The organism is Nonomuraea longicatena (genome assembly GCF_039525605.1).
Classification (GTDB): domain Bacteria; phylum Actinomycetota; class Actinomycetes; order Streptosporangiales; family Streptosporangiaceae; genus Nonomuraea; species Nonomuraea longicatena.
The window spans coordinates 92,443-114,075 of record NZ_BAAAHQ010000010.1; the positions used below are offsets into that span (position 1 = coordinate 92,443).

Sequence of the window (21,633 nt, forward strand, 5' to 3'; positions counted from 1 at the left end):
CCGCCCGCACCCGCAGCCGCAGCGCCCGCTCCGACAGCCCGAGGCGGCGGGCGTGCTCGGCCACGGGCAGGCGCAGCAGCGCGTCCCGGCGCAGGGCGCGCAGCACCGTGTCGTCGGTGCGGGCGCGGGCGGCCCGCCGTACGGTCACCACCAGCTCGTGCAGCAGCGCCGACGTCGTCACCTGCCCCTCGACCTCCCGGGCGGCCCGCGCCAGGCGGGCGAGCACACTGTCCACGGCGCCCGGCTCGGCCAGCGGGACGACGGGCGCCGAGCGCGACAACCAGCCGAGTTCCTCGTAGGCGCCGCCCGCCGGGCCGTCGAAGAGCACCCACCGCTCGCTCCAGCGTCCGTCGGGCCGGTAGGTGTGGCGCACGCCGGGGAACAGCCAGAACAGGGCGGGCGGACGCACCGCGAGTGGAACGCCGCCCCCGGTTGCGAGCGAGCCGGTGCCGCTGGTGACGAGCACGGCCGCGTAGCAGTCCAGCGACCGCTCCAGTACGCCGGCCCCCTGCGCCTCCTGGGCGCCGACACCGAGGCAGGCCAGCCCGAGGCGGCGGTGGGCCGCGTCCGGCACGAGGTAATGGGACCAATTGATCATGAAGAGGAATCCAGCGACGGTGACGTACGCGTCCAATGACATCATCTCGCGGGGCGAGCACAGTGAACGGCATGCTCACTTCCAACGGATACGTGCTGGACCCGGCCCGCGTCGGAGCGCTGGAGCCGGTGCCGGAGCACGAGCGCCACGACCGCGACGCGCTTTGGGAGCGGCTTCGCAGGCACGGCTACCTGTACCTGCGCGGCCACCTCGACCCGGCCGCCGTGAACGCCTTCCGCGCCTTCTACCTGGACCGGCTCGGCGTCGGTGGTCCGGCCGAGTTGCCGCCGGACCGGCTGCGGCAGGTGCTGTTCAAGGAGATCGTCCCCGGCCCCGAGTACGCCGCCTTCTGCTCGCAGGAGGCGGTCAGGGGCTGGTACGCCTGGTTGCTGGGCGGTGCGCCGTTCCTGCACCGCCGGAAGATCATCCGTCATGTCAAGCCCGGTCAGCGCGGTGTCGGCACCGCCACGCAGGCCCATTACGACCTGGTGTACCTGCGCGAGGGCACCGACCAGGTCCTCAGCTCGTGGATCCCGCTCGGCGACTGCCCGCTCAGCCGGGGCGGCCTGGTCTACCTGGAGGGCAGCCACCACGCCGTGCGGGCGAAGGAGGCGGCGGGCCTGCTGCGCCATCCGGCCGCCTCGATCACCGCCGACCTGCCCGCGCTCGCGGAGGAGTACGACAGCAGGTGGCTGGTGGCCGACTACGCCTCGGGCGACATGGTGGTGCACTCGGCTTATCTCGTCCACGCCGCCCTCGACAATCGCGACCCCGACGGCGTGGTGCGGCTGTCGACGGACATCCGCTACCAGAGCGCCGCCCAGCCCATCGACTGGCGCTGGCAGCACGACTGGCACGACCGGGACGGACTCTAGGCGACGAGCGCCACCCGCACCGCCGAGGGGTCGTCGCCGGGCAGCGGCAGGGAGAAGACCGCCGTCCGGCCTCGGGCGGCGTAGCTGATGAAGCGCAGGCCGTCCTCGTCCCAGGTGTCCAGGACGTCGGAGGACAGATGGGAGGAGGCCGAGCAGAAGGCGGGGCTGCGGTAGAGCACGCGCAGCGACACCTCCAGGGGCACGAGTTCGGAGACGCGGGCGGCCAGCGGGTCGCGCCGGCGGACGATCGCCCGGCGCAGCGGCGTCAGCCAGTGGCGGTCCAGTTCGGGCGACAGCGCCACCACCGCAAGGCCCTCGGCCAGTCCGAGCAGCACGAGCAGCGGCGACACGGCGACCGGCCCGGCCCCCACCGGCGCCCCTGCCAGGCCCCCGACCAGCGCCGTGAGGCTCAGGGCGAGCAGGAGTCCGGCGCGGGCGAAGGAGCGCCACTCGACCGGACGGCTGTGCGCGCCCAGGCAACCGCACGACGACGTCGGAGCCTTGCGCGCGGAGTAGGTCAGATATCCGAGGAAACCTGCGGTGAGGACGACCGCCGCCGCACCCTCCCAGACCAGTGAGGGCGGGACGAGCAGGACGGCGGCGACGGCCAGTTCGAGCACCGCGACGACGCGGAGGGCGGGGATCGCGCGCGCCTGGCCGACGAGCTGGGCCAGTGCGGTCTGGCCAGCCTGCGATCGCATGCGCCGGTCGAGCAGTTTCAGCAGGGCGGCCCAGGCGAGAAAGACGGCGATCACGTACGGCTGCAGCGCGGCGATCCCTTGCATGCGTCCCTCCTAGTGGGGTGAGAAGACCGTGGCGATGTCGACTTCGTTGGTGTCGGGGCGCCACGCGCCGAGGATCTGGACGTGCTGGCCGACGCTCAGCGTGGACAGGTCGGAGGTGGCGGGGGCGTCGGAGTGGACGGCCACCGAGGTACCCGCCACGACGTTGGCGACGACGTCCTTGCCGTTGTGGTCAAGATGGATGCGGTCGGTAGTGATGTTGCGGATGTGTCCCTTGATGTTGACGATGTTCAGCCACACGGACTCGGCCGCGAGGACGCCGTCCGGCATGCGCACGCCGCGTGCGTACAGGCCGTCACCCGGTTTGGCCGAGTCGAAGCCCACCGGGCCGAGCTTCCACAGGCTGGTGCCGTCCACGACTCTGATCTGGTGGAAGACCAGGTTCGACCCGAGCACCATGAGGACGTTGTCCTTGATCGAGCGGATCCGGCCCTCGGCGAAGTTGGGGTCGGGGTCGCCGGGTTTCACCGCCTGGTCCGGGGCCGCCGCGAAGGCGGCCTCCGGGCCGAGCGAGCCCATCGCGGTGGCGGCCACGACGCTCGCGCCGCCGCCGAGCAGGGCCGATTTGAGCATCTGCCTTCTGCTGGTCATCGCCGCCCCCTCAGCCTGCCGTGATCTCGCACGGCCGCAGGCCCGTGGACAGGCTCGCGATCGCGCTGTAGGCGGCGGCGGTGAGGTCGATGATGCGGTCGGTGCCGCAGGTGCTGCCGCAGCAGCTGCGCTCACCGCACCACAGGTCGGTCTGCGGTCCGCAGTCGGCGATCGAGGTGGTGATGCTCTGGCCGCTGCACAGGTTGGTGGTCTTGTGCCGGTAGCCGCAGGTGCGGCGCGACAGGTTGAACCCGCACCGGTCCGGGCGGGTGATCGCCCAGCAGGCGTCGGAGGTGTTGGGCCAGGCGTGCTGCATGCTGCCCGAGTTGCAGGTGCCGCAGGCGCCGCGTCCCTGGGTGCCGCACGGCCCCCAGGCCGTTCCGCAGCAGAACCACGAGACCTCGCCTCTGACGGCGGCGTTTAAGTCGATGGGAAGTTCGTCCGGTGGGGCCTGCACCATGCGCGTCTCCTAGGGGTGGGGATGATGCCGCGGTGCTGAAACTTTCCGACTTGATCAATGAATAGCATGTAAGGATCTTTCGTCAATGTCTAGATGCGCCCGGACTCCAGCCGGAGGGTCACCGAGAGCGCGTCGGGGTCGGCGGCCTCGACCCCCTTGGCCGCGAACCAGGTCGCCACGTTGCGGGCGTCGCGGTCGAGGAAGCCGGGGCCCGCGGGATGTGAGATCACGTCCACGATCTGCGGCAGGTCGATGATCACCGGGCGCCCGTCCCGGACGAGGATGTTGTAGGGCGACAGGTCGCCGTGGGCCAGGCCCTCGCGCGCCAGCAGCACCAGCGCGTCCACGAGCTGTTCCCACAGGCCGGGCAGATCGTCGCGGACGTTCGCCAGGCGCGGCGCGGCGTGGCCGTCCGAGGTGCCGATGAACTCCTGCAGCACCTCGGTCCCCACGATCTGTACCGGGTACGGCACGGGCAGGCCCAGCTCCCACAACCGGCACAGCGCCACGAACTCGGCGCCCGCCCATTCGCTCGCCGCCGCGTCGCGGCCGTAGGCGGATTTGCGCGCCATCGCACGCGCCGTGCGGGTGTCGCGGGTGCGGCGGCCTTCGCGGTAGCCGGCGTCGCGGTGGAAGAGCCGGTGCTGGGCGGCGCGGTAGCGCTTGGCGGCCAGCAGGCACACGCGGTCGGTGTCGGGGACCCCGCGCGAGATCAGGTGGACGTCGGCCTCTTTGCCGGTCTTGAGTACGCCGAGTTCGGTGTCGACGGCGGCGAGTTCGGTCACCAGCCAGTCGGGATGCGGCTGCGGGCCGCGCTCGGTCGGGGTGCTCCGGTCCCAGGTGGACCAGCGGTCACCGGCGGGAGGAGAACTGTGGAAGTCGTCGTCGAACGGGTCGTGCAGCATGGTGAAGAACTCCGAGGAGTGTGCCCACCGATGCGTCAGCCACCGGCGGGGAGGTCGATGAGGGACAGCGTGAAGTACGCCATGCCGACCTCCCTTCTCCCGGTGTGGAACACAACGCCGCCGAGTATGCCGAGCGCCCGGGCGCGGGCGCAACCGGATTTACTGCTCGCGGCGTTGCTCCATGGTGCGGCGGTACAGCTCGTCGATCTCGTCGAGCGGGTCGGCCGACGGCTTGCGCGCCTCGATCTCCAGGTCGGTGCGGGTGCTGAGCTCGTCGATGCCGGTGCTCGCGTGCTCGGCCTGCGTACGCATCAGGTCGGCGCGGATGCGCGCGCACATCGCCGTCAGCTTGGCCTGGTGCTCGCGCAACTGCCCGAGCGTCGTCTGGTCGCTCATCGACGAGACACGCACGTGCTTGGCGTACATGCCGAGCTGGTGGTCCTGGGCCTCGGCCTGCCTGGCGAGCTGCGCCATCAGGTCGGGCAGGTCGCTGAGGCCCCAGCCCTGCTGCTGGGCGTGGTCGATGGCCTGACGGGTGAGGGCGACCTCGCGCCGCAGGTCGAGGCGCAGGCGCTCGACCTCGGACGCCTCGCCGGTGCCCATGGCGTTGACATGGGCGCTGAGCCGGTTCGTCGCCTGTTTGGCGGACTTGGCGGCCTTCTTGCCCACCTTGACCGCGAAGTAGATCGCCGCCCCGCCGAGGGCGAGCAGCACCAGGAACACGACCAGCAAGATCGCGATGACCGTTTCGATCGGAGACACCTCCCGCCGCCTGAGTCTAGTGCTCGTGACGTCCGGACCAACGCGCGCACAGGGCTTCCGGTTCCGCCTTCGAGCCTAGCAAGCACTTGATCGGGCATGCGGCGTGTGGTTCAGTGCAGCCAGCCCGCACCTCCCGCGAGCCCGCCCAGAAGGAGGCGATCGTGCCGTACGCGCTGGTCGAGGCCGATGTCCGGCTCTTCTACACCGACGACGGCACGGGCCCCCCGCTGCTGCTGGTGCACGGCTGGGGCGCCGACTCCCACCAATGGTCGTGGCACCTCGACGCGCTCGCCGAGCGCCACCGGGTGCTCGCCGTGGACCTGCGCGGCCACGGCTACTCCAGCGTCCCCGCAGAGGGCAACACCCCGCGCCGGATGGCCGCCGACCTCGCCCGGCTCCTCGCCGCGCTCGACGTCACCGAGATCGTGGCCGTCGGCCACTCGATGGGGGCCCAGGTCGTCTCCGTCCTCGCCGTCGAGCACCCGCGCCTGGTCGCCCGGCTGGTCGCGGTGGACCCCGGGTACGGCATGCCGCCGGAGCTGGCCGCGACGCTGGCGGGGACGGTCGCGGCGCTGGGCTCGGCCCACGCGCACGAGACGGCGGTCGAGATCGACCGCTGGTGCACCAACGCCGCGACCCCCGCCGTCGTCAGGAACTGGCACCGCCGCCGCCTGTACGGCATGGCACCCCACGTGCTGGCACAGGCGTTCGAGGGCATGTTCGCGCTGCCGGACTCCATCGGCCTGCGCCCCGCCGCCGACGCCTACCTGGCCCGCAGGAGCTGCCCCGTGCTGTCGATCTGGTCGGACCCGCGCCAGGCCGCCTGGGAGTCCCGACTGTTCGCCCACCCCGCCTCGCGGGCCGTCGCGTGGGAGGGCGCGGGCCACCGCCTCCACGAGGAGCGCCCCGAGGCGTTCGTCAGGCTCCTCCTGGAGTGGCTGGCGGACGGCGGCGCCGCCGTACCCGCCTGATCAGCCACCACGCGAACACCGCGAGCCCCACCAGCAGCACGAGCACCAGCAGCGGCAGGAAGATCGCCACGAGGCTCACCCCGAGCGAGCCCGCGTCCTCGACGGTGCTGGCCACCGGCGCACCCGCCCCGGCGGTGCCGACGTTGACGATCGGCCGGGCGGTCGACTTCAGCGCGTGGACGGCCAGCGCCATCGCGATGCCGAGCACCCAGCTCACCCACGGATGCTCGGTGACCCAGGTGGAGTGGTCGAGTTCGGCCGCCGCCGACGTGGCACTGAAGACGACGCCGCCGGACAGCGGCCGCACGGCCGTCTGGACCAGATCGTTGACGGTGTCGACGGCCGGGATCTTGTCCAGCACGAACTCGGCCGCCAGTAGTACGGCGAGGACGGCGAGCACGCCCCAATTGGACAGCCACGCGTAGCCCTCCGGCAGCTTGACCGCGTCGGTGAAGTTGGCCAGCACGCCCACGACCAGCAACGGGATGTAGGCGTTGAGCCCGGCGGCCGTGGACAGGCCGAGGCCGGTCAGCGTGGCGAACATGCCCCCTAGTCTGCCCGAGCGGCCTCGTCGAGCAGCAGTGACAGGCCCGGTCCGGTGAACTCGGCGGCCGCGCTGTCGAACCTGCCGAGGCCCCATGACCAGAAGTCGAAGTCGATGGCGTGGTTGGTGCCGTCCTGGATGGTGGCCCAGAGCGTCCAGCCGTACTTGGACATCAGGCCGAGCAGTCGCGCCCGCGCGATGCGGTGGCGCAGGCGGCGGCCGTAGTAGGCGGTGACGAGCAGTTCCAGGTGCTCCAGCGTCAGGTCGCACTCGCTCCAGATGTTGCCGAGCTCGAAGCAGGGGTCGTTGTTGCCCGAGTACTCGAAGTCGATGAGGCGGAGCCGCTCGCCGTCGTCGATGAAGTTGCCCGCCAGCAGGTCGTTGTGGCATGGGACGGTGCCCTCGGCGCGGACGCGCAGGGCGGACCTGATGCGCGCGACCTGCGGCTCGAAGTCCAGATATTTCGCCGGGAGGCGGAAATTTCGGGATATGACGGTGCGGAGGTATCGCTCCCGCACCTCGAACATGTCGAAGTCCCGCGCGAAGCGCGGACCCGCGTGCAGCGCGCGGCACACCCCCGCGACCCTCCGCAGGTTCGCGGGCTCGCGCAGATCGGCCGCCTGGAGCGTGCGCCCCGGCAGGAACCCCGCCACCAGCACCCCGAGTTCGCGCACGTACGCGTGGACCGGCGCCCCCAACCCCGCCCGCCCGGCGGCCAGCGCGTTCGCGTGCTCGGCGTCCCTGTCGATGTCGAGCAGGGCGCACTCGCTGGCCGGGATCCGCACGACGTAGGTCGCGCCGGGCACGCTCACCTTGAGGTTTCGGTTGGTGAGCCCGCCGGGCAGCTCCTCGACGGTGCGCGGCAGGCCGGACAGCAGGGGGATGCGGTCGAGAACCTCGTCCATGGGCGCTCTCCTCGTCACGCTTGAGCGGCGATGCTAGAGCAGTTCCACCCCCGCGTAAACGGTCTAGACCTTTTATCCGCCCGGGGTTACCGTGCCCGCATGAGCGACTCGGCCCGCATCGTGATCATCGGCGGCGGCGTCGGCGGCACCAGCGTCGCCCACCACCTCACCGAACTCGGCGAACGCGACGTGCTACTCCTGGAGCGCGACGAGCTGACCAGCGGCTCCACCTTCCACTCGGCCGGACTCGTGGGCCAGTTGCGCGCCGACCCGGCCCTGACCCGGATGAACCGCCACTCCGTCGAGCTCTACCGCAGGCTCGACGGCTGGAGCGAGTGCGGCCTCAAACTGGCCGCGAGCCCCGGACGGCTGGCCGAGATCCGGCGCCAGATCGGCTGGGCCCGCGCCCAGGACCTGCCCCTGGAGGAGATCTCCGCTGCGGAGGCCGTGGAACTGTTCCCGCTCATGGACCCCCGGGGCGTCGTCGGCGCCGCCTACCTGCCCACCGACGGCCAGATCGACCCCTCCCAGCTCTGCTACGCGCTGGCCGGGCTCGCCCGCGCGGCGGGCGCCAGGATCCGCACCCGCACCCGCGTCCTCGGCATCGACGTCGAGAACGGCCGGGTCACCGGCGTCCGCACCGACCAGGGCGACATCGCCTGCGAGATCGTGGTCAACTGCGGCGGCATGTTCGCCGCCGAGATCGGCCGCATGGCGGGCGTGCGCGTCCCGATCATCCCGGTGTCCCACCAGTACGTGATCACCGACGCCTTCCACGGGCACACCGGCCTGCCCACCCTGCGCGACCCCGACCTGCTCGTCTACTACCGGCAGGAGGTCCGGGGCCTGGTCATGGGCGGGTACGAGCGCACGTGCGCGCCGTGGACCGACCCCGTCCCGCAGGACTTCAACGGCCGCCTGCTGCCCGAGGACCACGACCGTTTCGCCGAGATCTTCGCGGGCTCCCGGCTGCGGGTGCCCGCCATGGCCGACGTCGGCATCCGCAAGATGATCAACGGGCCGGAGGCGTTCACCCCCGACAACGAGTTCTGCCTCGGCGAGAGCGAGGTCGGCGGCTTCTTCGTCGCCGCCGGGTTCTGCGCCCACGGCATCGCGGGCGCGGGCGGCGTCGGGCTGGTCATGGCCGAGTGGATCCTCGCGGGCGAGCCGCCCATGGACCTGTCGCACATGGATATCCGCCGCTTCGGCGCCCACTACCGCTCGCCCTCCTACACCCGCGGACGCGTGGTGGAGAACTACGAGACCTACTACGACCTGCGCCCGCCCGGCCGCGAACGCCGCGCCGGGCGCCCGCTGCGCACCTCGCCCGCCTACCCCTGGCACGCCGCGCACGGCGCCGTCTTCGGCGAGAAGGCCGGATGGGAACGGGTCCACTACTACGCCTCCAACGCCGGGCCGCACGAGGACCCGGAGCCCAGAGGGTGGGCGGCGGAAGCCTGGCACCCGGCGATCGGCGCGGAGCACCGCGCGACCCGGACCACCGCCGGGCTGTTCGACGAGAGCTCCTTCGCCAAGCTGGAGGTCACCGGCCCCGGCGCCGCGGCGCTGCTGGAATGGGTGTGCGACAACCGTGTCGCCCGCGAGGCCGGCGCCGTCACCTACACACAGGCGCTCAACCGGCGTGGCGGCATCGAGGGCGACTTCACCGTCACCCGGCGCGGCGAGGACGACTTCCTGATCGTCACCGGCACCGCCTGCGGCACCCGCGACCTCGGACGGCTGCGCGAGCAGGCCAGACGGCGCGGCGCGGCCGTCCGCCTCGCCGACGTCACCGGGCAGTACGCCTGCTTCGCCCTGTGGGGGCCGCGCGCCCGCGACATCCTCGCGCCCGTCGCGGCGGGCCCGCTGGAGGCGCCCGGCATGTCCGCCCGGGAGATCACCGTGGGCGACGTGCCCGTCCTGGCGCTGCGGGTGAGCTTCGTCGGAGAGCACGGCTGGGAGCTGTACTGCTCCAGCGAGTACGGCAGGGCCCTGTGGGAGACCCTCTGGGCGGCCGGGCGCCCCCATGGCCTGGTGGCGGGCGGCTACCGCGCGATCGACAGCCTGCGACTGGAGAAGGGCCACCGCGTGTGGGGCACGGACATCGGCCCCGAGACCACACCGTACGAGGCGGGGCTCGGCTTCTGCGTCGCGGCGGACAAGGACTTCCTCGGCAGGGACGCGCTCGATCCCGATCCCGCGCGCCGCCTGCGCCGCATCGTGCTGGACGACCCGCGCACGGTGGTCCTCGGCAGCGAGCCGGTCCGCGTGGACGGCCTCGTGGCGGGCCGCGTCACCTCCGGCGGGTACGGCTACACCCTCGAACGCTCCCTCGCCTACGCCTACCTGGAGCCGGGCCCCGGCACCCGGGTGGAGATCGAGTCGTTCGGCGAGCCCGTCGGCGGCGTCGTCGCATAGCGGTTTCAGATGATCGGCGGGTCTGCGTCACCCGGTGTGGACGGTGACGCGGGTTCGGTCGGCCGGAACAGCTCGGGTTCGCGTCACCCTGTGTGGACCGTGACGCGAACTCGGTCGGCCGGAACAGGTCGGGTCCGCGTCACCCGGTGCGGACCGTGACGCGGACCCGGTCGGGCCGGAACAGGTCGCGGGCGTACTCCAGGGGCACGCCCTCGGCGGTGTAGGCGGTGCGCTCGATGCGCATGAGCGGCGTGCCCGCCGCCACCCCCAGGTGGGCAGCCTGCCCGTCGTCGGCCACGACCGGGTCGAGGTGCTCGACCGCGCTGCTCGGCCGCAGGCCGTACGCGGTCGTGAGCAGGGCGTAGAGGGAACCGGTCAGATCCCGCTCCAGCAGGCCGGGCAGCGGCGCGGCCGGGAAGAACGAGTGCTCCAGCGCCACCGGCGAGCCGCCCGCCGAGCGGACCCGGGAGATCTCGTGCACCCGCGCCGCACCCTCCAGCTCCAGGGCGGCGGCCACCTCCTCCGGCGCCGCGGCGGTCGCCGCGCGTAGCACCCAGGCCTGTGCGGTCAGGTGCGCCCTGCGCATCTGCTCGGTGAACCCGGCCAGCCCCGTCAGGTCGCACTCCGCCCGCCGGTCGGCGGGGTCGGCGACGAACGCGCCCCCGGAGCGGCCCGGGACCCGTACCAGTGCGCCCTGGGCGGCCAGCGCCGCCAGCGCCTGCCGCAGCGTCATCCGCGACACCCCGAGCCGGGCGGCGAGGTCGCGCTCGCCGGGCAGGCGGTCGCCGGGCGCGATCTCGCCGCTGTCGATCGCGGCCCGCAGCCGCCGCTCGATCCGGACGTGCGCGGGCACCCCGCCGCCCCGGGTCAGCTCGACGAACTCCACGCTTCTACTGTGACAGTTCCCACACGGACCCCCACACGGACCCAGGCGGTCCCGCACGGTCGCGCACGGTCCTGCACGGCTCTCATGCCGGGCGGTTCAGAGCGGCGAGGCCGGGGGAGTGCCAGCCGCGCGCGGGATCGTACGAGCGCACCAGCCGGGCCGGGACGCCCGCGACCACGCTGTGGTCGGGGAACTCGCCCCGCACCACCGCGCCGCCCGCCACCACGCACTGCCGCCCGAGCCGGGTGCCCGGCAGGATGATCGCCCCGGCGCCCAGCCATGAGCCGGAGCCGATCGATACCGGGCTGTTGCGCGGCCACTGCCTGCCGATCGGGATGTCCGGATCGTCGTAGACGTGGTTCTGATCGGTGATGTACACGTACGGGCCCGTGAAGACGTGGTCGCCGATGTCGATGGACTCGTGCGCCACGATGTGGCTGCCCCTGCCGATCGAGCACGAGCCGCCGATCCGCAGAATCGAGCCGGGTCCGAGATCCTGTCCTGGCCCCATGCCACACGACAGGGAGACCCGCTCGCCGATGAGCGTGCCGTCGCCGATCTCGATCCAGTGCTCGCCGAAGATCGCGCCAGGCGGGAACGCGATGCTCACCCCCGCGCCGATCCGGCCGAAACGATGGCCGGCGGGGGTGGCCGAGGTGATCGCCCCGGCCGTGCGAATCGCCCCGTAGGCCCGGTGAACAAAGGCGCCGACGGCACGTCGTACGAGTGACATAGGGCCCAAAGTTACCGCTTGGTCAGACTGTTCGGGCATGTCGGGGGCGTTCTTTGATATCCTGACAGCCCGTGGACAGTTCGACCACACCTCGAGCCACGGGAGCCTCCTTGCGCAGCGCATCGCAAACCAAGCATCTGTTCGTCACCGGCGGTGTCGCCTCCAGTCTCGGCAAGGGCCTCACGGCTTCCAGCCTCGGCCGTCTGCTCAAGGCGCGCGGGCTCCGGGTCACCATGCAGAAGCTCGACCCCTACCTCAACGTCGACCCCGGCACGATGAACCCGTTCCAGCACGGTGAGGTCTTCGTCACCGACGACGGCGCGGAGACCGACCTCGACGTCGGCCACTACGAGCGCTTCCTCGACACCGACCTGCACGGCTCGGCCAACGTCACCACCGGCCAGGTCTACTCCAACGTGATCGCCAAGGAGCGGCGCGGCGAGTACCTCGGCGACACCGTCCAGGTCATCCCCCACATCACCAACGAGATCAAGGACCGCATCCGTGGCATGGCGGGTCCCGACGTCGACGTGGTCATCACCGAGGTCGGCGGCACCGTCGGCGACATCGAGTCGCTGCCGTTCCTGGAGTCCGTCCGCCAGATCAGGCACGAGGTCGGCCGCGACAACGTGTTCTTCCTGCACGTGTCGCTGCTGCCGTACATCGGGCCCTCCGGAGAGCTGAAGACCAAGCCCACCCAGCACTCCGTCGCCGCCCTGCGCAGCATCGGCATCCAGCCGGACGCCATCGTGCTGCGCTCCGACCGGCCGGTGCAGACCTCCATCAAGCGCAAGATCAGCCTGATGTGCGACGTCGACGAGGACGCCGTCGTCAGCGCCGTGGACGCGGCCTCCATCTACGACATCCCCCGTGTGCTGCACTCGGAGGGCCTCGACGCCTACGTCGTGCGGCGCCTCGGCCTGCCCTTCCGCGACGTCGACTGGAAGGAGTGGGAGCAACTGCTGCGCCGGGTGCACCGTCCGGCGAAGGAGGTCACGATCGCGCTGGTCGGCAAGTACATCGACCTGCCCGACGCCTACCTCAGCGTCACCGAGGCGCTGCGCGCCGGCGGCTTCGCCAACGACGCCCGCGTCAACATCCGCTGGGTCAAGAGCGACGACTGCGAGACCCCGGACGGCGCCGAGCGCGAACTCGACGGCGTCGACGGCGTGCTGATCCCCGGCGGGTTCGGCGTGCGGGGCATCGAGGGCAAGATCGGCGCGATCCGGCACGCCCGCGAGAACAAGGTGCCGCTGCTCGGCATCTGCCTCGGCATGCAGGGCATGGTCATCGAGGCCGCCCGCAACCTGGCCGGGATCGAGGAGGCGGGCTCCGCCGAGTTCGACCCCGACACCAAGCACGCCGTCATCTCCACCATGGCCGACCAGCAGGACGTCGTCTCGGGCGAGCGCGACATGGGCGGCACGATGCGCCTCGGCTCCTACACGGCCAAGCTCGGCGAGGGCACCCTGGCCAGGCAGTTGTACGGCGGCAAGGCCAAGGTCGCCGAGCGCCACCGCCACCGCTACGAGGTCAACAACGCCTACCGCGACAAACTGGAGAAGGTCGGCATGGTCTTCTCCGGGCTCTCGCCCGACGGCCGCCTGGTCGAGTACACCGAACTGCCCGCCGACACCCACCCGTTCTTCATCGGCACCCAGGCCCACCCCGAGTTCAAGTCGCGGCCGACACGGGCCAACCCGATGTTCAAGGGACTGATCAACGCGGCCCTCGCCTACGCCGACAGCCGCGTGGCGGCCAAGGTCGCCAAGGTCGCCAAATGAGGGACACTCCGGAGACCTGGCCCGTCACGGCCACCAGGGAGCACTTCAAGGGGTACGTGATCGGGGTGCGCACCGACACGGTGCGCATGCCCGGTGACACCGTCGCCGACCGCGACTACGTCGTCCACCCCGGCTCCGTCGCGGTGCTCGCCCTCGACGACGAGGGCCGGGTGCTGCTGCTGCGCCAGTACCGTCACCCGGTACGGCACCTGCTGTGGGAACTGCCCGCCGGGATCCGCGACGTCGAGGGCGAGCCGCTGGCCGCCACCGCCGCCCGCGAACTCGCCGAGGAGGCCGGGTACGCCGCGGGTACCTGGCACACCCTCGTCGACCTGATGACCTCGCCCGGCATGGCCGACGAACGGGTCAGGGTCTTCCTGGCCCGCGACCTGCGGCCGGTCCAGATCGACTTCGAGCGCAAGCACGAAGAGACCGATATGCCCATCGAATGGGTTCCACTGCCCGACGCGGTGGAAATGGCGCTCATGGGACGGATCCACAATTCCCCGGCCGTGGCCGGTATCCTCGCCGCGTACGCGGCCTCCGCCGAAGGGTACGAGCTGCTGCGACCGGCCGACGCACCTGAGGAGTGACGTTTCGTGGAGGCGGTGCTGTCCGGCTACCTCGCCCATCTGGCGGTGGAGCGGGGCCTGGCCGCCAACACCCTCGCCTCCTACCGGCGCGACCTGCGCCGCTACGTCGACCACCTCCGGGCGCGCGGGCGGGCCGACCTCGCCGACGTGGCCGAGGACGACGTGCTGGCGTTCCTGTCCGCGCTGCGTGAGGGCGACGGCGAACATCCCGCCCTCGTCGCCGGCTCGGCGGCGCGGGCGGTCTCCGCCGTACGCGGGCTGCACCGCTTCGCCCTGCGCGAGGGCGTCACCGGCCACGACCCCGCGCACGGGGTCCGTCCGCCGCGTCCGCCGCGCAGGCTGCCGAAGGCGATCGCCGTGGACGAGGTCGAGCGGCTCATCGCCGCCTCCGGCCCGGACGGCGCGCCGCTGACGCTGCGCAACCGGGCCCTCCTTGAGGTCCTGTACGGCACCGGCGCCCGCATCTCGGAGGCCGTCGGCCTGGCCGTGGACGACCTGGAGGATGACCAGGTACGGCTGCGCGGCAAGGGCGGCCGTACCCGGGTGGTCCCGCTGGGCCGCTACGCCCGCGAGGCCCTCGACGCCTACCTGGTCCGCGCCCGTCCCGGGCTCACCGCCAGGGGAAAGGGCACGCCCGCGCTGTTCCTCAACGCCAGGGGCGGGCGGCTGACCCGGCAGGGGGCGTGGGAGGTGCTGCAGGCCGCCGCCGAACGTGCCAGACTTGTTGGGATATCTCCCCATGTCCTGCGCCATTCCTTCGCAACCCACCTCCTTGACGGCGGTGCCGACGTTAGGGTGGTTCAAGAGCTGCTCGGCCACGCCTCGGTGACCACCACCCAGGTCTACACCCTGGTCACGGTCGACAGGCTCCGCGAGGTCTACGCCGCAGCGCACCCCCGTGCCCGGCGGTGATCTATAGTCTTCGCGACCGGCGGCGTGCCGCCTTGCCGGTCTAAAGGCTGACCCCATAGTGTCCGTCCGGACGGTCCGGTTCGGGATCGTCAGGGAGGTTCGAGCTGGTGACTGTGACGACCAACGGTTCGACCCAGGGGAACCCCGACAACCCCTGGGGTGACACGAAGACCGCCAACCCCAAGGGAGGCGTCAACCTGGGCCCCACCGGGAGACCTCGGCCGCTCTTCCCCGACCCCGGCGTGCGCGAGACGCACGGGCCCGCCCGGGTGGTCGCGATGGTCAACCAGAAGGGCGGGGTCGGCAAGACCACCACCACCATCAACCTCGGCGCCGCGCTCGTCGAGTACGGCCTCAAGGTGCTGCTCGTCGACTTCGACCCGCAGGGCGCCCTGTCCGTCGGCCTCGGCATCAACCCCCATCAACTCGACCTCACGGTCTACAACCTGCTGATGGACCGCAACGTCTCCGCCGAGGACGTCCTGCTGGAGACCGGCGTCGAAGGACTCGACCTGCTGCCCAGCAACATCGACCTGTCCGCGGCCGAGGTCCAGCTCGTCACCGAGGTCGCCCGCGAGCAGGTGCTCGGCCGCGTGCTCAAGCCGCTGCTGCCGCACTACGACGTCTGCCTCATCGACTGCCAGCCGTCGCTCGGCCTGCTCACCGTCAACGCGCTCACCTGCGCACACGGCGTCATGGTGCCGCTGGAGTGCGAGTTCTTCGCGCTGCGCGGCGTCGCCCTGCTCATGGACACCATCGCCAAGGTCCAGGAGCGGCTCAACGACGAGCTTGAGATCGAGGGCCTGCTGGCCACCATGTACGACGCCCGCACCCTCCACGGCCGCGAGGTCCTCGCCCGCGTCGTCGAGGCGTTCGGCGACAAGGTCTTCCACACCGTCATCAACCGGACGGTCCGCTTCCCCGACGCCACCGTCGCCGGAGAGCCGATCACCACCTTCGACCCGTCGTCGCTCGGCGCCAACGCCTACCGCGAACTGGCCAGAGAAGTACTCTCGCGCTGGCCCGCGCCTGCGACAATGGCCAGGTGACGGCCACCCCGACAGCTACCCCGGTTGAGCAAGGGGGCTTCCAGGTCCACCTGGACGTCTTCCAAGGCCCCTTCGACCTGCTGCTCGGGCTCATCTCCAAACACAAGCTGGACATCACCGAGGTCTCGCTTTCCAAGGTCACCGACGAGTTCATCTCCTACATCACTTCGCGCGGGCCCGAGTGGGACCTCGACCAGACCAGCCACTTCCTCCTGGTCGCCGCCACGCTCCTCGACCTGAAGGCCGCTCGGCTACTGCCGTCCGGAGAGGTCGAGGACGAGGAGGACCTCGCCCTGCTGGAGGCCCGCGACCTGCTGTTCGCGCGGCTCCTGCAGTACAAGGCGTACAAGGAGGTCGCCAAGGTCTTCTCCGGCCTCATGGCGGAGGAGTCGCTGCGCTATGCGCGCATCGTCCCCATGGAGCCCAGGTTCGCCGACCTGCTGCCCGAACTCGTCCTCGGCATCGGCCCCGACCAACTGGCCAGGATCGCCGCGCGGGCCTTCACCCCCAAGGCGCCGCCGACCGTCAGCGTCGGGCACATCTACCAGCCACTCGCCAGCGTGCGCGAACAGGCCGCTATCCTTGTGCGGCGCCTGCGGCGCATGCGCAAGGCGACCTTCCGCGCCCTGGTCGCCGACTGCGAGGGCACCTTCGAGGTGATCGCACGATTCCTGGCCGTCCTGGAGCTGTTCCGGGAGTCCGCGGTCATGTTCGAGCAGCTCGAACCCCTCGGCGACCTGCACGTGACCTGGACCGGCGCCGACGACGGCGACGTCTCGGTGGGCGACGACTACGACGAGAGCGCGGAGAAGACCACAGATGAGTGACGAGACGCCTGCGGCACCCCGGCGTTCCGACGACTCCGGCCTGCCCGCCTGGATGACCCTTCCCGGCGCTCTCACCTCCCCGGCCCCCGAGCCTGCGGCCGAGCCGCCGTCTGCGCCTGCCGCCCAAGACTCTGCGGCCGTCCCGGATCCCGAGCCCGCGTCTGGGCTTGTGCCCGAGCCCGCGCCCGAGCCCGAGCCCGCGCCTGAGCCCGCTTCCGGGCCTGTGCTTGCTTCCAGGCCGACGCCCCCGCCTGGCTCGGTGCCGCACGCTCGGGCCGGTGCCGTACCGGCCGAGAGCACGGTTCGGACCTTCTCGCCCGTGAGCGTCCCCGGCTCGCCCGCCCGTGCGGGCGGTTCCACGGCCGGCCCGGCGGAATCCCCGGCGCGGGTCGCCGGGTCCCTGGCCGCCGAGATCGACGAGAGCCCCGCAGACGTGCGGGCGCCGCAACCGCGAACCTCCGCCGAAGGCGTCCCCGCAGGGCCGCAGAAGGACGGCGCGGCCGAACTGCGCGCGGGGCTGGAGGCGATCCTGATGGTCGTCGACGAGCCGGTGGCCGAGATCACACTGGCCCAGGTCCTCGAACGCCCCACACAGGAGGTCGCCGGGGCGCTTCGGGAGCTGTCGGCGGAATACACCGCCGCCGGACGGGGTTTCGATTTGAGAGAGGTGGCAGGAGGCTGGCGTTTCTACACGCGGGCCGAATGCGCACCGCTGGTCGAGCGGTTCGTCCGCGACGGCCAGCAGACGCGGCTGACCCAGGCCGCGCTTGAGACCCTCGCGGTCGTGGCCTACCGGCAACCGGTGAGCCGCGCCCGAGTCGCCGCCGTGCGCGGCGTCAACAGCGACGGCGTGATGCGCACGCTGGTCGCCAGGGGGCTGGTCGAAGAGGCCGGCACCGACCCGGAGAGCCAGGCAGTGCTCTACCGGACAAGCTCATACTTCCTGGAGCGTCTGGGCCTGAAGGACATCGGCGAGCTGCCTGAGCTCGCCCCCTTCCTCCCGGACGACGTGGAGAATCTCGAGGAGACAACCAAGTGATCAACAGGCGCAGCACCCCGTCCGGTGATGGACGCGGTCGAGGACGTACCGGCCACGCGGGCCGTGGCGGGCGTCCCGCCTTCCGCTCCGACGACCGACGCGGCGCACCCGGCCGCGACAACAACAGAGGCTCCTACGGCGGCCGTCGCGACGACGCGCGCGGCTCCAACGACACCGGCCGCGACGATTCTCGCGGCTCCTACGGCGCGCGTCGCGACGACGCCCGCCCCTCCTACGGCGCCGGCCGCGACGACTCGCGCGGTTCGTACGGCTCCGGGGACTCCCGGGGTTCGTACGGCGGACGCCGCGACGACTCGCGCGGCGGCGACCGCTCCCGCGGCTCCTACGACTCCGGCCGCAGTTCCTACGGCTCCGGCCGCGACGGCGGCAACCGGCGTGACAGCGCTTCCGGCCGTGACGGCGCCCGTGGTTCCTACGGTTCCGGCCGTGACGGCGGCCGAGGCTCCTACGGCTCGGGCCGTGACGGCGCTCGCGGTTCCTACGGCTCGGGCGGCGACCGTGGCTCGTTCGGCGGTCGCAGGGACGGCGCCTCCGGCTCCTCCTCCGGCGGCTACAAGGACCGCGACTCCTACGGCTCACGCGGCTCCTATGGCCGCGACGGCGGACGTGGCGGCTCCGGCCGCGACTTCGATCGCGACCGTGGCACCGGACGCGGCTCCTACGACTCCCGCGGCTCCGGCCGCGACGACGCACGCGGCGGACGTGACGGCGGTTACAGCCGAGGCGGCCGTGACGGCGGCTACGGCAGGAGCGGCGGCTACAGCCGCGACGGCGGTAACCAGCGTGACGGCGGTTACGGCCGCGACAGCGGTTCCGGTCGTGACGGCGGATACCGCCGCGACGGCGGTTCCGGTCGCGACGGTGGTTATGGTCGCGCGGGTGGCTCCGGCCGCGACGGTGGTTACGGTCGCACAGGGGGTTACGGTCGCGACGGTGGCTCGCGCGGTGAGCGCGACTCCTTCCGCGCGGACAGCAGCGGCTCACGCACCCGCTACGGTCGTCCCGACACGGACCGGCCCGGCCGCGACTCGGCGAGCGCCGACCGCAGCCCGGCCGGCGGCTACGGCCAGGACCGAGGCCCGGCAGGCGGACGCGGCGCGACCGGCGGCTACCGTGACGACCGAGGCCCGGCAGGCGGCTACGGCGACCGTGGCGCGGCGGGCGGCTACGGCGAGCGTTCCTCCGGGCGCGACGAGCGCGGCGGCTTCCGGGCCGCACGCGGCGGACGCAGGGACGAGTCCTCCACCCGCTCCCGGTTCGGCAAGCGCGACGAGGTGCAGACCATCGGCCGCCCGGCCCGCAAGGACGCGAAGCCGGCCCCGAAGAAGCCCGCCGACCCGTTCAAGACGGCCCGCCAGCCGATCCGCGACACCGACCTCTTCGAGCCCGGTTACACCGACGAACGCGACACGACCGAGGTCCCCGACGGCGTACGGCTGCAGAAGGTGCTCGCCCAGGCGGGCGTCGCGAGCCGCCGCGCCTGCGAGGAGATGATCGGCGAGGGCCGCGTGACGGTCAACGGCCAGGTGGTGCGCCGGTTCGGCGCGAAGGTGGACCCGGCCACGCAGATCATCCACGTGGACGGCAAGCGCATCCCGACCGCCCCCGACCTGGTCTACTACGCGCTGAACAAGCCGATCGGGGTGGTGTCCACGATGGAGGACCCGCAGGGCCGCCCGTGCCTGGCCGACTACGTCCAGGAGCTGGCCCCGCGCCTGTTCCACGTGGGCCGGCTCGACACCGAGACCGAGGGCCTGCTGCTGCTCACCAACGACGGGGAGCTGGCCAACCGGCTGACGCACCCGAGTTACGGGGTGCAGAAGAAGTACTGGGCGAAGGTGCCGGGGCCGATCCCGCGCGACCTGGGCCGCAGGCTGCGCGCGGGCGTCGAGCTGGAGGACGGCCTCGCCAAGGCCGACAGCTTCTCGATCGTGCAGGAGCACGCCCAGCAGGCGCTGGTCGAGGTCGTGCTGCACGAGGGACGCAAGCACATCGTGCGGCGCATGCTGGAGGAATCCGGCCACCGGGTGATCGACCTGGCCAGGATCGAGTTCGGGCCGGTCAAGCTGGGCCGGACGAAGCCGGGCACGATCAGGGCGCTGTCGCTGACGGAGGTCGGCGAGCTGTACGCGGCCGTCAAGATGTAACCTGGCAACCCACACAGAGCCTATAGAGAGAGCCCGTACAGTCTCACCGTACGGGCTCTCCGCCATCCGAAGGGGACGGATCTACATGGTTCGGGCGATCCGCGGAGCGATCCAGGTCGACGCCGACGACCGCGACGCGATCATCGAGGGCACCACGGAACTGGTCACGACGCTCATGGAGCGCAACCGGCTGACCACCGACGACGTGATCAGTGTGCTGTTCACGGCGACGCCCGACCTGACGGCCGAGTTCCCGGCTCTGGCGGCGCGCAAGCTCGGCTTCACCGACGTACCGCTGATCTGCTGCACTGAGATCGACGTGCCGGGCGCGCTGCCCCGCGTGGTGCGGCTGATGGCGCACATCGAGACCGACCGGCCGCGCTCGGAGATCAACCACGTCTACCTGCGCGGCGCCTCGGCGCTGCGGCAGGACATCGCGCAATGAGCGCGAACGGCCGGCTCGCGGGCGCGCAGGCGGCGGTGAAGAGGGCCCACTGCCTCAAGAGCGTCCTCATCCTCGGCACCGGGCTCATCGGCACGTCGGTCGGGCTGGCGCTGCGGGCGCGGGGGATCAGCGTGCTGCTGGCCGACCGCGACCTGGGCGCGGCCCGGCTGGCCAGGGAGATGGGCGCCGGACAGGAGTGGAACCCCGGCGAGCCGGTCGATCTGGCCGTCGTCGCGGTGCCGCCCGACCATGTGGCCTCCGAACTGCGCGGGCTGCAGCAGCGTGGTGCGGCGCGTTACTACACCGATGTCGCCAGTGTGAAGGCGAAGCCGCTGGCCAAGGCGGTGGAGCTGGGGTGCGACCTGCGCACGTACGTCCCCTCGCACCCGATGGCGGGCCGCGAGAAGGCCGGGCCGGGAGCCGCGAGGAGCGATCTGTTCCTGGGGCGGCCCTGGGCACTGTGCCCCACGGAGGAGGCCAGGCCGGAGGCGCGGCAGGCGGTGCTCGACCTCATCGACCTGTGCGGGGCCAACCCGGTCGAGGTCACGGCCGAGGGGCACGACCGCGCGGTCGCGGTCGTCTCCCACGCGCCGCACGTGGCGGCCTCCGCGGTGGCCGCCCGGCTGGCGGACGCGACGGATGTGGCGCTCGGCCTGGCGGGCCAGGGGGTGCGGGACGTGACGCGGATCGCGGGCGGCGACCCCGGGCTGTGGCTGGGCATCCTGGCGGGCAACGCGGCGCCGGTGGCCGAGGTGCTGGAGGCGGTCTCGCGTGACCTGGCGGGGGCGGCGGCGGCGCTGCGCGCGCTGGAGGAGGGGGATGCGAGCGCCGGTCCGGACATCTCGCAGCTCCTGCGGCAGGGAGTGGCGGGGCATCGGCGGATCCCGGGCAAGCACGGCGGTCCCGCCGCGGCGTACGGGGTGGTGCAGGTGGTCATCGGGGACCGGCCGGGGCAGCTCGCCCGGTTGTTCCAGGTCTGCGATGAGGTGGGGGTCAACGTGGAGGACGTTCGCCTCGAACACGCCCCCGGCCTGCCGCTGGGTCTGGCCGAGCTCTCGATCGAGCCCGGCGCCGTCCCGACGCTGACCAAGGCGCTTCACGACAGGGGCTGGCAGGTGCCCTGAGCGTTCAAGGCTCCGTTACGGCAGGCCCTCCCACCCCCACCGCCGTACTCCGGCTGACGGCCTCCAGGAAGACGCTCCTCCCCGCCCACCACTCCGCCGTGACGACGCCCTGTGGCCCGTCTCGCCCGGAAAGGGCCCGGAAAGGGTCTGCCCTGGGAGGGACGGAGCCGGTAAGCCGTCCCCAGAAGTCGGCCCTCAGGATCGGCGCTGAGGGCCGCCCTGGGAGGGGCGCGACGCGGCG

At 72.1% G+C, this 21,633-nt stretch carries 21 protein-coding genes and 1 pseudogene; 12 read left to right on the plus strand and 10 right to left on the minus strand.

What is annotated here, in order from left to right; all coding sequences use genetic code 11:
* Positions 1 to 643: pseudogene (locus ABD120_RS39760) on the minus strand (AraC family ligand binding domain-containing protein); the annotation flags it as partial.
* A gap of 26 nt (positions 644 to 669) precedes the next feature.
* On the opposite strand from ABD120_RS39760, the gene ABD120_RS12170 reads away from it, so the two are divergent.
* A complete protein-coding gene (locus tag ABD120_RS12170; RefSeq protein ID WP_343949906.1) occupies positions 670 to 1,473 on the plus strand; it encodes a phytanoyl-CoA dioxygenase family protein in 804 nt (267 codons plus the stop codon).
* Here ABD120_RS12170 and ABD120_RS12175 read toward each other — a convergent pair.
* The 5 genes from ABD120_RS12175 to ABD120_RS12195 form a co-directional block, all read right to left on the minus strand.
* A complete protein-coding gene (locus ABD120_RS12175) occupies positions 1,470 to 2,258 on the minus strand; it encodes a MauE/DoxX family redox-associated membrane protein (RefSeq protein WP_343949907.1) in 789 nt (262 codons plus the stop codon). The genes ABD120_RS12170 and ABD120_RS12175 overlap by 4 nt on opposite strands.
* 9 nt (positions 2,259 to 2,267) lie before the next feature.
* Entirely contained in the window at positions 2,268 to 2,867 is a 600-nt protein-coding gene (locus tag ABD120_RS12180) for a cell wall protein (protein ID WP_343949908.1), read from the minus strand.
* 10 nt (positions 2,868 to 2,877) lie between these two features.
* Positions 2,878 to 3,327: an RlpA-like double-psi beta-barrel domain-containing protein gene (locus ABD120_RS12185; RefSeq protein WP_343949909.1), complete on the minus strand. Its 450-nt coding sequence runs from the start codon at positions 3,325 to 3,327 to the stop codon at positions 2,878 to 2,880.
* Positions 3,328 to 3,416: 89 nt separating this feature from the next.
* A complete protein-coding gene (locus tag ABD120_RS12190) occupies positions 3,417 to 4,232 on the minus strand; it encodes a serine protein kinase RIO (RefSeq protein WP_343949911.1) in 816 nt (271 codons plus the stop codon).
* Positions 4,233 to 4,391: 159 nt separating this feature from the next.
* Positions 4,392 to 4,994, minus strand: coding sequence for a hypothetical protein (locus ABD120_RS12195; RefSeq protein WP_343949912.1), 603 nt, complete (start codon positions 4,992 to 4,994; stop codon positions 4,392 to 4,394).
* Between the two features lie 113 nt (positions 4,995 to 5,107).
* Here ABD120_RS12195 and ABD120_RS12200 point away from each other — a divergent pair, with 113 nt between their 5' ends.
* Positions 5,108 to 5,965, plus strand: a complete 858-nt coding sequence (locus ABD120_RS12200) for an alpha/beta fold hydrolase (protein ID WP_343949913.1) — start codon at positions 5,108 to 5,110, stop codon at positions 5,963 to 5,965.
* On the opposite strand, the gene ABD120_RS12205 is transcribed toward ABD120_RS12200, so the two are convergent.
* Positions 5,913 to 6,509, minus strand: coding sequence for a DUF4126 domain-containing protein (locus ABD120_RS12205; protein ID WP_343949914.1), 597 nt, complete (start codon positions 6,507 to 6,509; stop codon positions 5,913 to 5,915). The genes ABD120_RS12200 and ABD120_RS12205 overlap by 53 nt on opposite strands.
* A 5-nt stretch (positions 6,510 to 6,514) precedes the next feature.
* Positions 6,515 to 7,414, minus strand: coding sequence for a choline kinase family protein (locus ABD120_RS12210; RefSeq protein ID WP_343949915.1), 900 nt, complete (start codon positions 7,412 to 7,414; stop codon positions 6,515 to 6,517).
* A gap of 99 nt (positions 7,415 to 7,513) precedes the next feature.
* On the opposite strand from ABD120_RS12210, the gene ABD120_RS12215 reads away from it, so the two are divergent.
* Positions 7,514 to 9,832 carry a GcvT family protein gene (locus tag ABD120_RS12215; RefSeq protein ID WP_343949916.1) on the plus strand — a complete coding sequence of 773 codons (2,319 nt, stop codon included), beginning with the start codon at positions 7,514 to 7,516 and terminating at the stop codon, positions 9,830 to 9,832.
* 139 nt (positions 9,833 to 9,971) lie between these two features.
* Here ABD120_RS12215 and ABD120_RS12220 read toward each other — a convergent pair whose 3' ends face one another.
* Complete coding sequence (locus tag ABD120_RS12220; protein WP_343949917.1) at positions 9,972 to 10,718, minus strand: GntR family transcriptional regulator; 747 nt, start codon at positions 10,716 to 10,718, stop codon at positions 9,972 to 9,974.
* An 82-nt stretch (positions 10,719 to 10,800) separates the two neighbouring features.
* Positions 10,801 to 11,451 carry an acyltransferase gene (locus ABD120_RS12225; protein WP_343949918.1) on the minus strand — a complete coding sequence of 217 codons (651 nt, stop codon included), beginning with the start codon at positions 11,449 to 11,451 and terminating at the stop codon, positions 10,801 to 10,803.
* Positions 11,452 to 11,561: 110 nt separating this feature from the next.
* On the opposite strand from ABD120_RS12225, the gene pyrG reads away from it, so the two are divergent.
* The 9 genes from pyrG (at position 11,562) to ABD120_RS12270 (ending at position 21,392) form a co-directional block, all read left to right on the plus strand.
* On the plus strand, positions 11,562 to 13,235 hold the full coding sequence (gene pyrG / locus ABD120_RS12230; RefSeq protein WP_343949919.1) for a CTP synthase: 1,674 nt from the start codon (positions 11,562 to 11,564) through the stop codon (positions 13,233 to 13,235).
* Positions 13,232 to 13,828, plus strand: a complete 597-nt coding sequence (locus ABD120_RS12235) for an NUDIX domain-containing protein (protein WP_343949920.1) — start codon at positions 13,232 to 13,234, stop codon at positions 13,826 to 13,828. Before pyrG ends, ABD120_RS12235 begins: the two co-directional genes overlap by 4 nt.
* A 6-nt stretch (positions 13,829 to 13,834) precedes the next feature.
* Positions 13,835 to 14,740, plus strand: coding sequence for a site-specific tyrosine recombinase XerD (locus tag ABD120_RS12240; protein WP_343949921.1), 906 nt, complete (start codon positions 13,835 to 13,837; stop codon positions 14,738 to 14,740).
* Between the two features lie 107 nt (positions 14,741 to 14,847).
* Positions 14,848 to 15,789 carry a ParA family protein gene (locus ABD120_RS12245; protein WP_425563963.1) on the plus strand — a complete coding sequence of 314 codons (942 nt, stop codon included), beginning with the start codon at positions 14,848 to 14,850 and terminating at the stop codon, positions 15,787 to 15,789.
* Positions 15,786 to 16,616 (plus strand): segregation and condensation protein A, encoded by an 831-nt coding sequence (locus tag ABD120_RS12250; protein ID WP_343949922.1) that lies wholly within the window; start codon positions 15,786 to 15,788, stop codon positions 16,614 to 16,616. The genes ABD120_RS12245 and ABD120_RS12250 overlap by 4 nt, the downstream gene beginning before the upstream one ends.
* 433 nt (positions 16,617 to 17,049) lie before the next feature.
* Positions 17,050 to 17,655: an SMC-Scp complex subunit ScpB gene (scpB, locus tag ABD120_RS12255; protein WP_425563964.1), complete on the plus strand. Its 606-nt coding sequence runs from the start codon at positions 17,050 to 17,052 to the stop codon at positions 17,653 to 17,655.
* Positions 17,652 to 19,823, plus strand: coding sequence for a pseudouridine synthase (locus ABD120_RS12260; RefSeq protein WP_343949923.1), 2,172 nt, complete (start codon positions 17,652 to 17,654; stop codon positions 19,821 to 19,823). The genes scpB and ABD120_RS12260 overlap by 4 nt, the downstream gene beginning before the upstream one ends.
* 85 nt (positions 19,824 to 19,908) lie before the next feature.
* A complete protein-coding gene (gene aroH / locus ABD120_RS12265) occupies positions 19,909 to 20,268 on the plus strand; it encodes a chorismate mutase (protein ID WP_343949924.1) in 360 nt (119 codons plus the stop codon).
* A complete protein-coding gene (locus ABD120_RS12270; RefSeq protein ID WP_343949925.1) occupies positions 20,265 to 21,392 on the plus strand; it encodes a prephenate dehydrogenase in 1,128 nt (375 codons plus the stop codon). The genes aroH and ABD120_RS12270 overlap by 4 nt, the downstream gene beginning before the upstream one ends.
* Positions 21,393 to 21,633 lie beyond the last annotated feature (241 nt).

What these genes read in the sequence shown, in the direction of transcription:
- ABD120_RS12170 (WP_343949906.1), top strand. Translation starts at nt 670, where the DNA reads ATGCTCACTTCCAACGGATACGTGCTGGACCCGGCCCGCGTCGGAGCG.
- ABD120_RS12175 (WP_343949907.1), bottom strand. Translation starts at nt 2,258, where the DNA reads ATGCAAGGGATCGCCGCGCTGCAGCCGTACGTGATCGCCGTCTTTCTC.
- ABD120_RS12180 (WP_343949908.1), bottom strand. Translation starts at nt 2,867, where the DNA reads ATGACCAGCAGAAGGCAGATGCTCAAATCGGCCCTGCTCGGCGGCGGC.
- ABD120_RS12185 (WP_343949909.1), bottom strand. Translation starts at nt 3,327, where the DNA reads ATGGTGCAGGCCCCACCGGACGAACTTCCCATCGACTTAAACGCCGCC.
- ABD120_RS12190 (WP_343949911.1), bottom strand. Translation starts at nt 4,232, where the DNA reads ATGCTGCACGACCCGTTCGACGACGACTTCCACAGTTCTCCTCCCGCC.
- ABD120_RS12205 (WP_343949914.1), bottom strand. Translation starts at nt 6,509, where the DNA reads ATGTTCGCCACGCTGACCGGCCTCGGCCTGTCCACGGCCGCCGGGCTC.
- ABD120_RS12210 (WP_343949915.1), bottom strand. Translation starts at nt 7,414, where the DNA reads ATGGACGAGGTTCTCGACCGCATCCCCCTGCTGTCCGGCCTGCCGCGC.
- ABD120_RS12215 (WP_343949916.1), top strand. Translation starts at nt 7,514, where the DNA reads ATGAGCGACTCGGCCCGCATCGTGATCATCGGCGGCGGCGTCGGCGGC.
- ABD120_RS12225 (WP_343949918.1), bottom strand. Translation starts at nt 11,451, where the DNA reads ATGTCACTCGTACGACGTGCCGTCGGCGCCTTTGTTCACCGGGCCTAC.
- ABD120_RS12235 (WP_343949920.1), top strand. Translation starts at nt 13,232, where the DNA reads ATGAGGGACACTCCGGAGACCTGGCCCGTCACGGCCACCAGGGAGCAC.
- aroH (WP_343949924.1), top strand. Translation starts at nt 19,909, where the DNA reads ATGGTTCGGGCGATCCGCGGAGCGATCCAGGTCGACGCCGACGACCGC.
- ABD120_RS12270 (WP_343949925.1), top strand. Translation starts at nt 20,265, where the DNA reads ATGAGCGCGAACGGCCGGCTCGCGGGCGCGCAGGCGGCGGTGAAGAGG.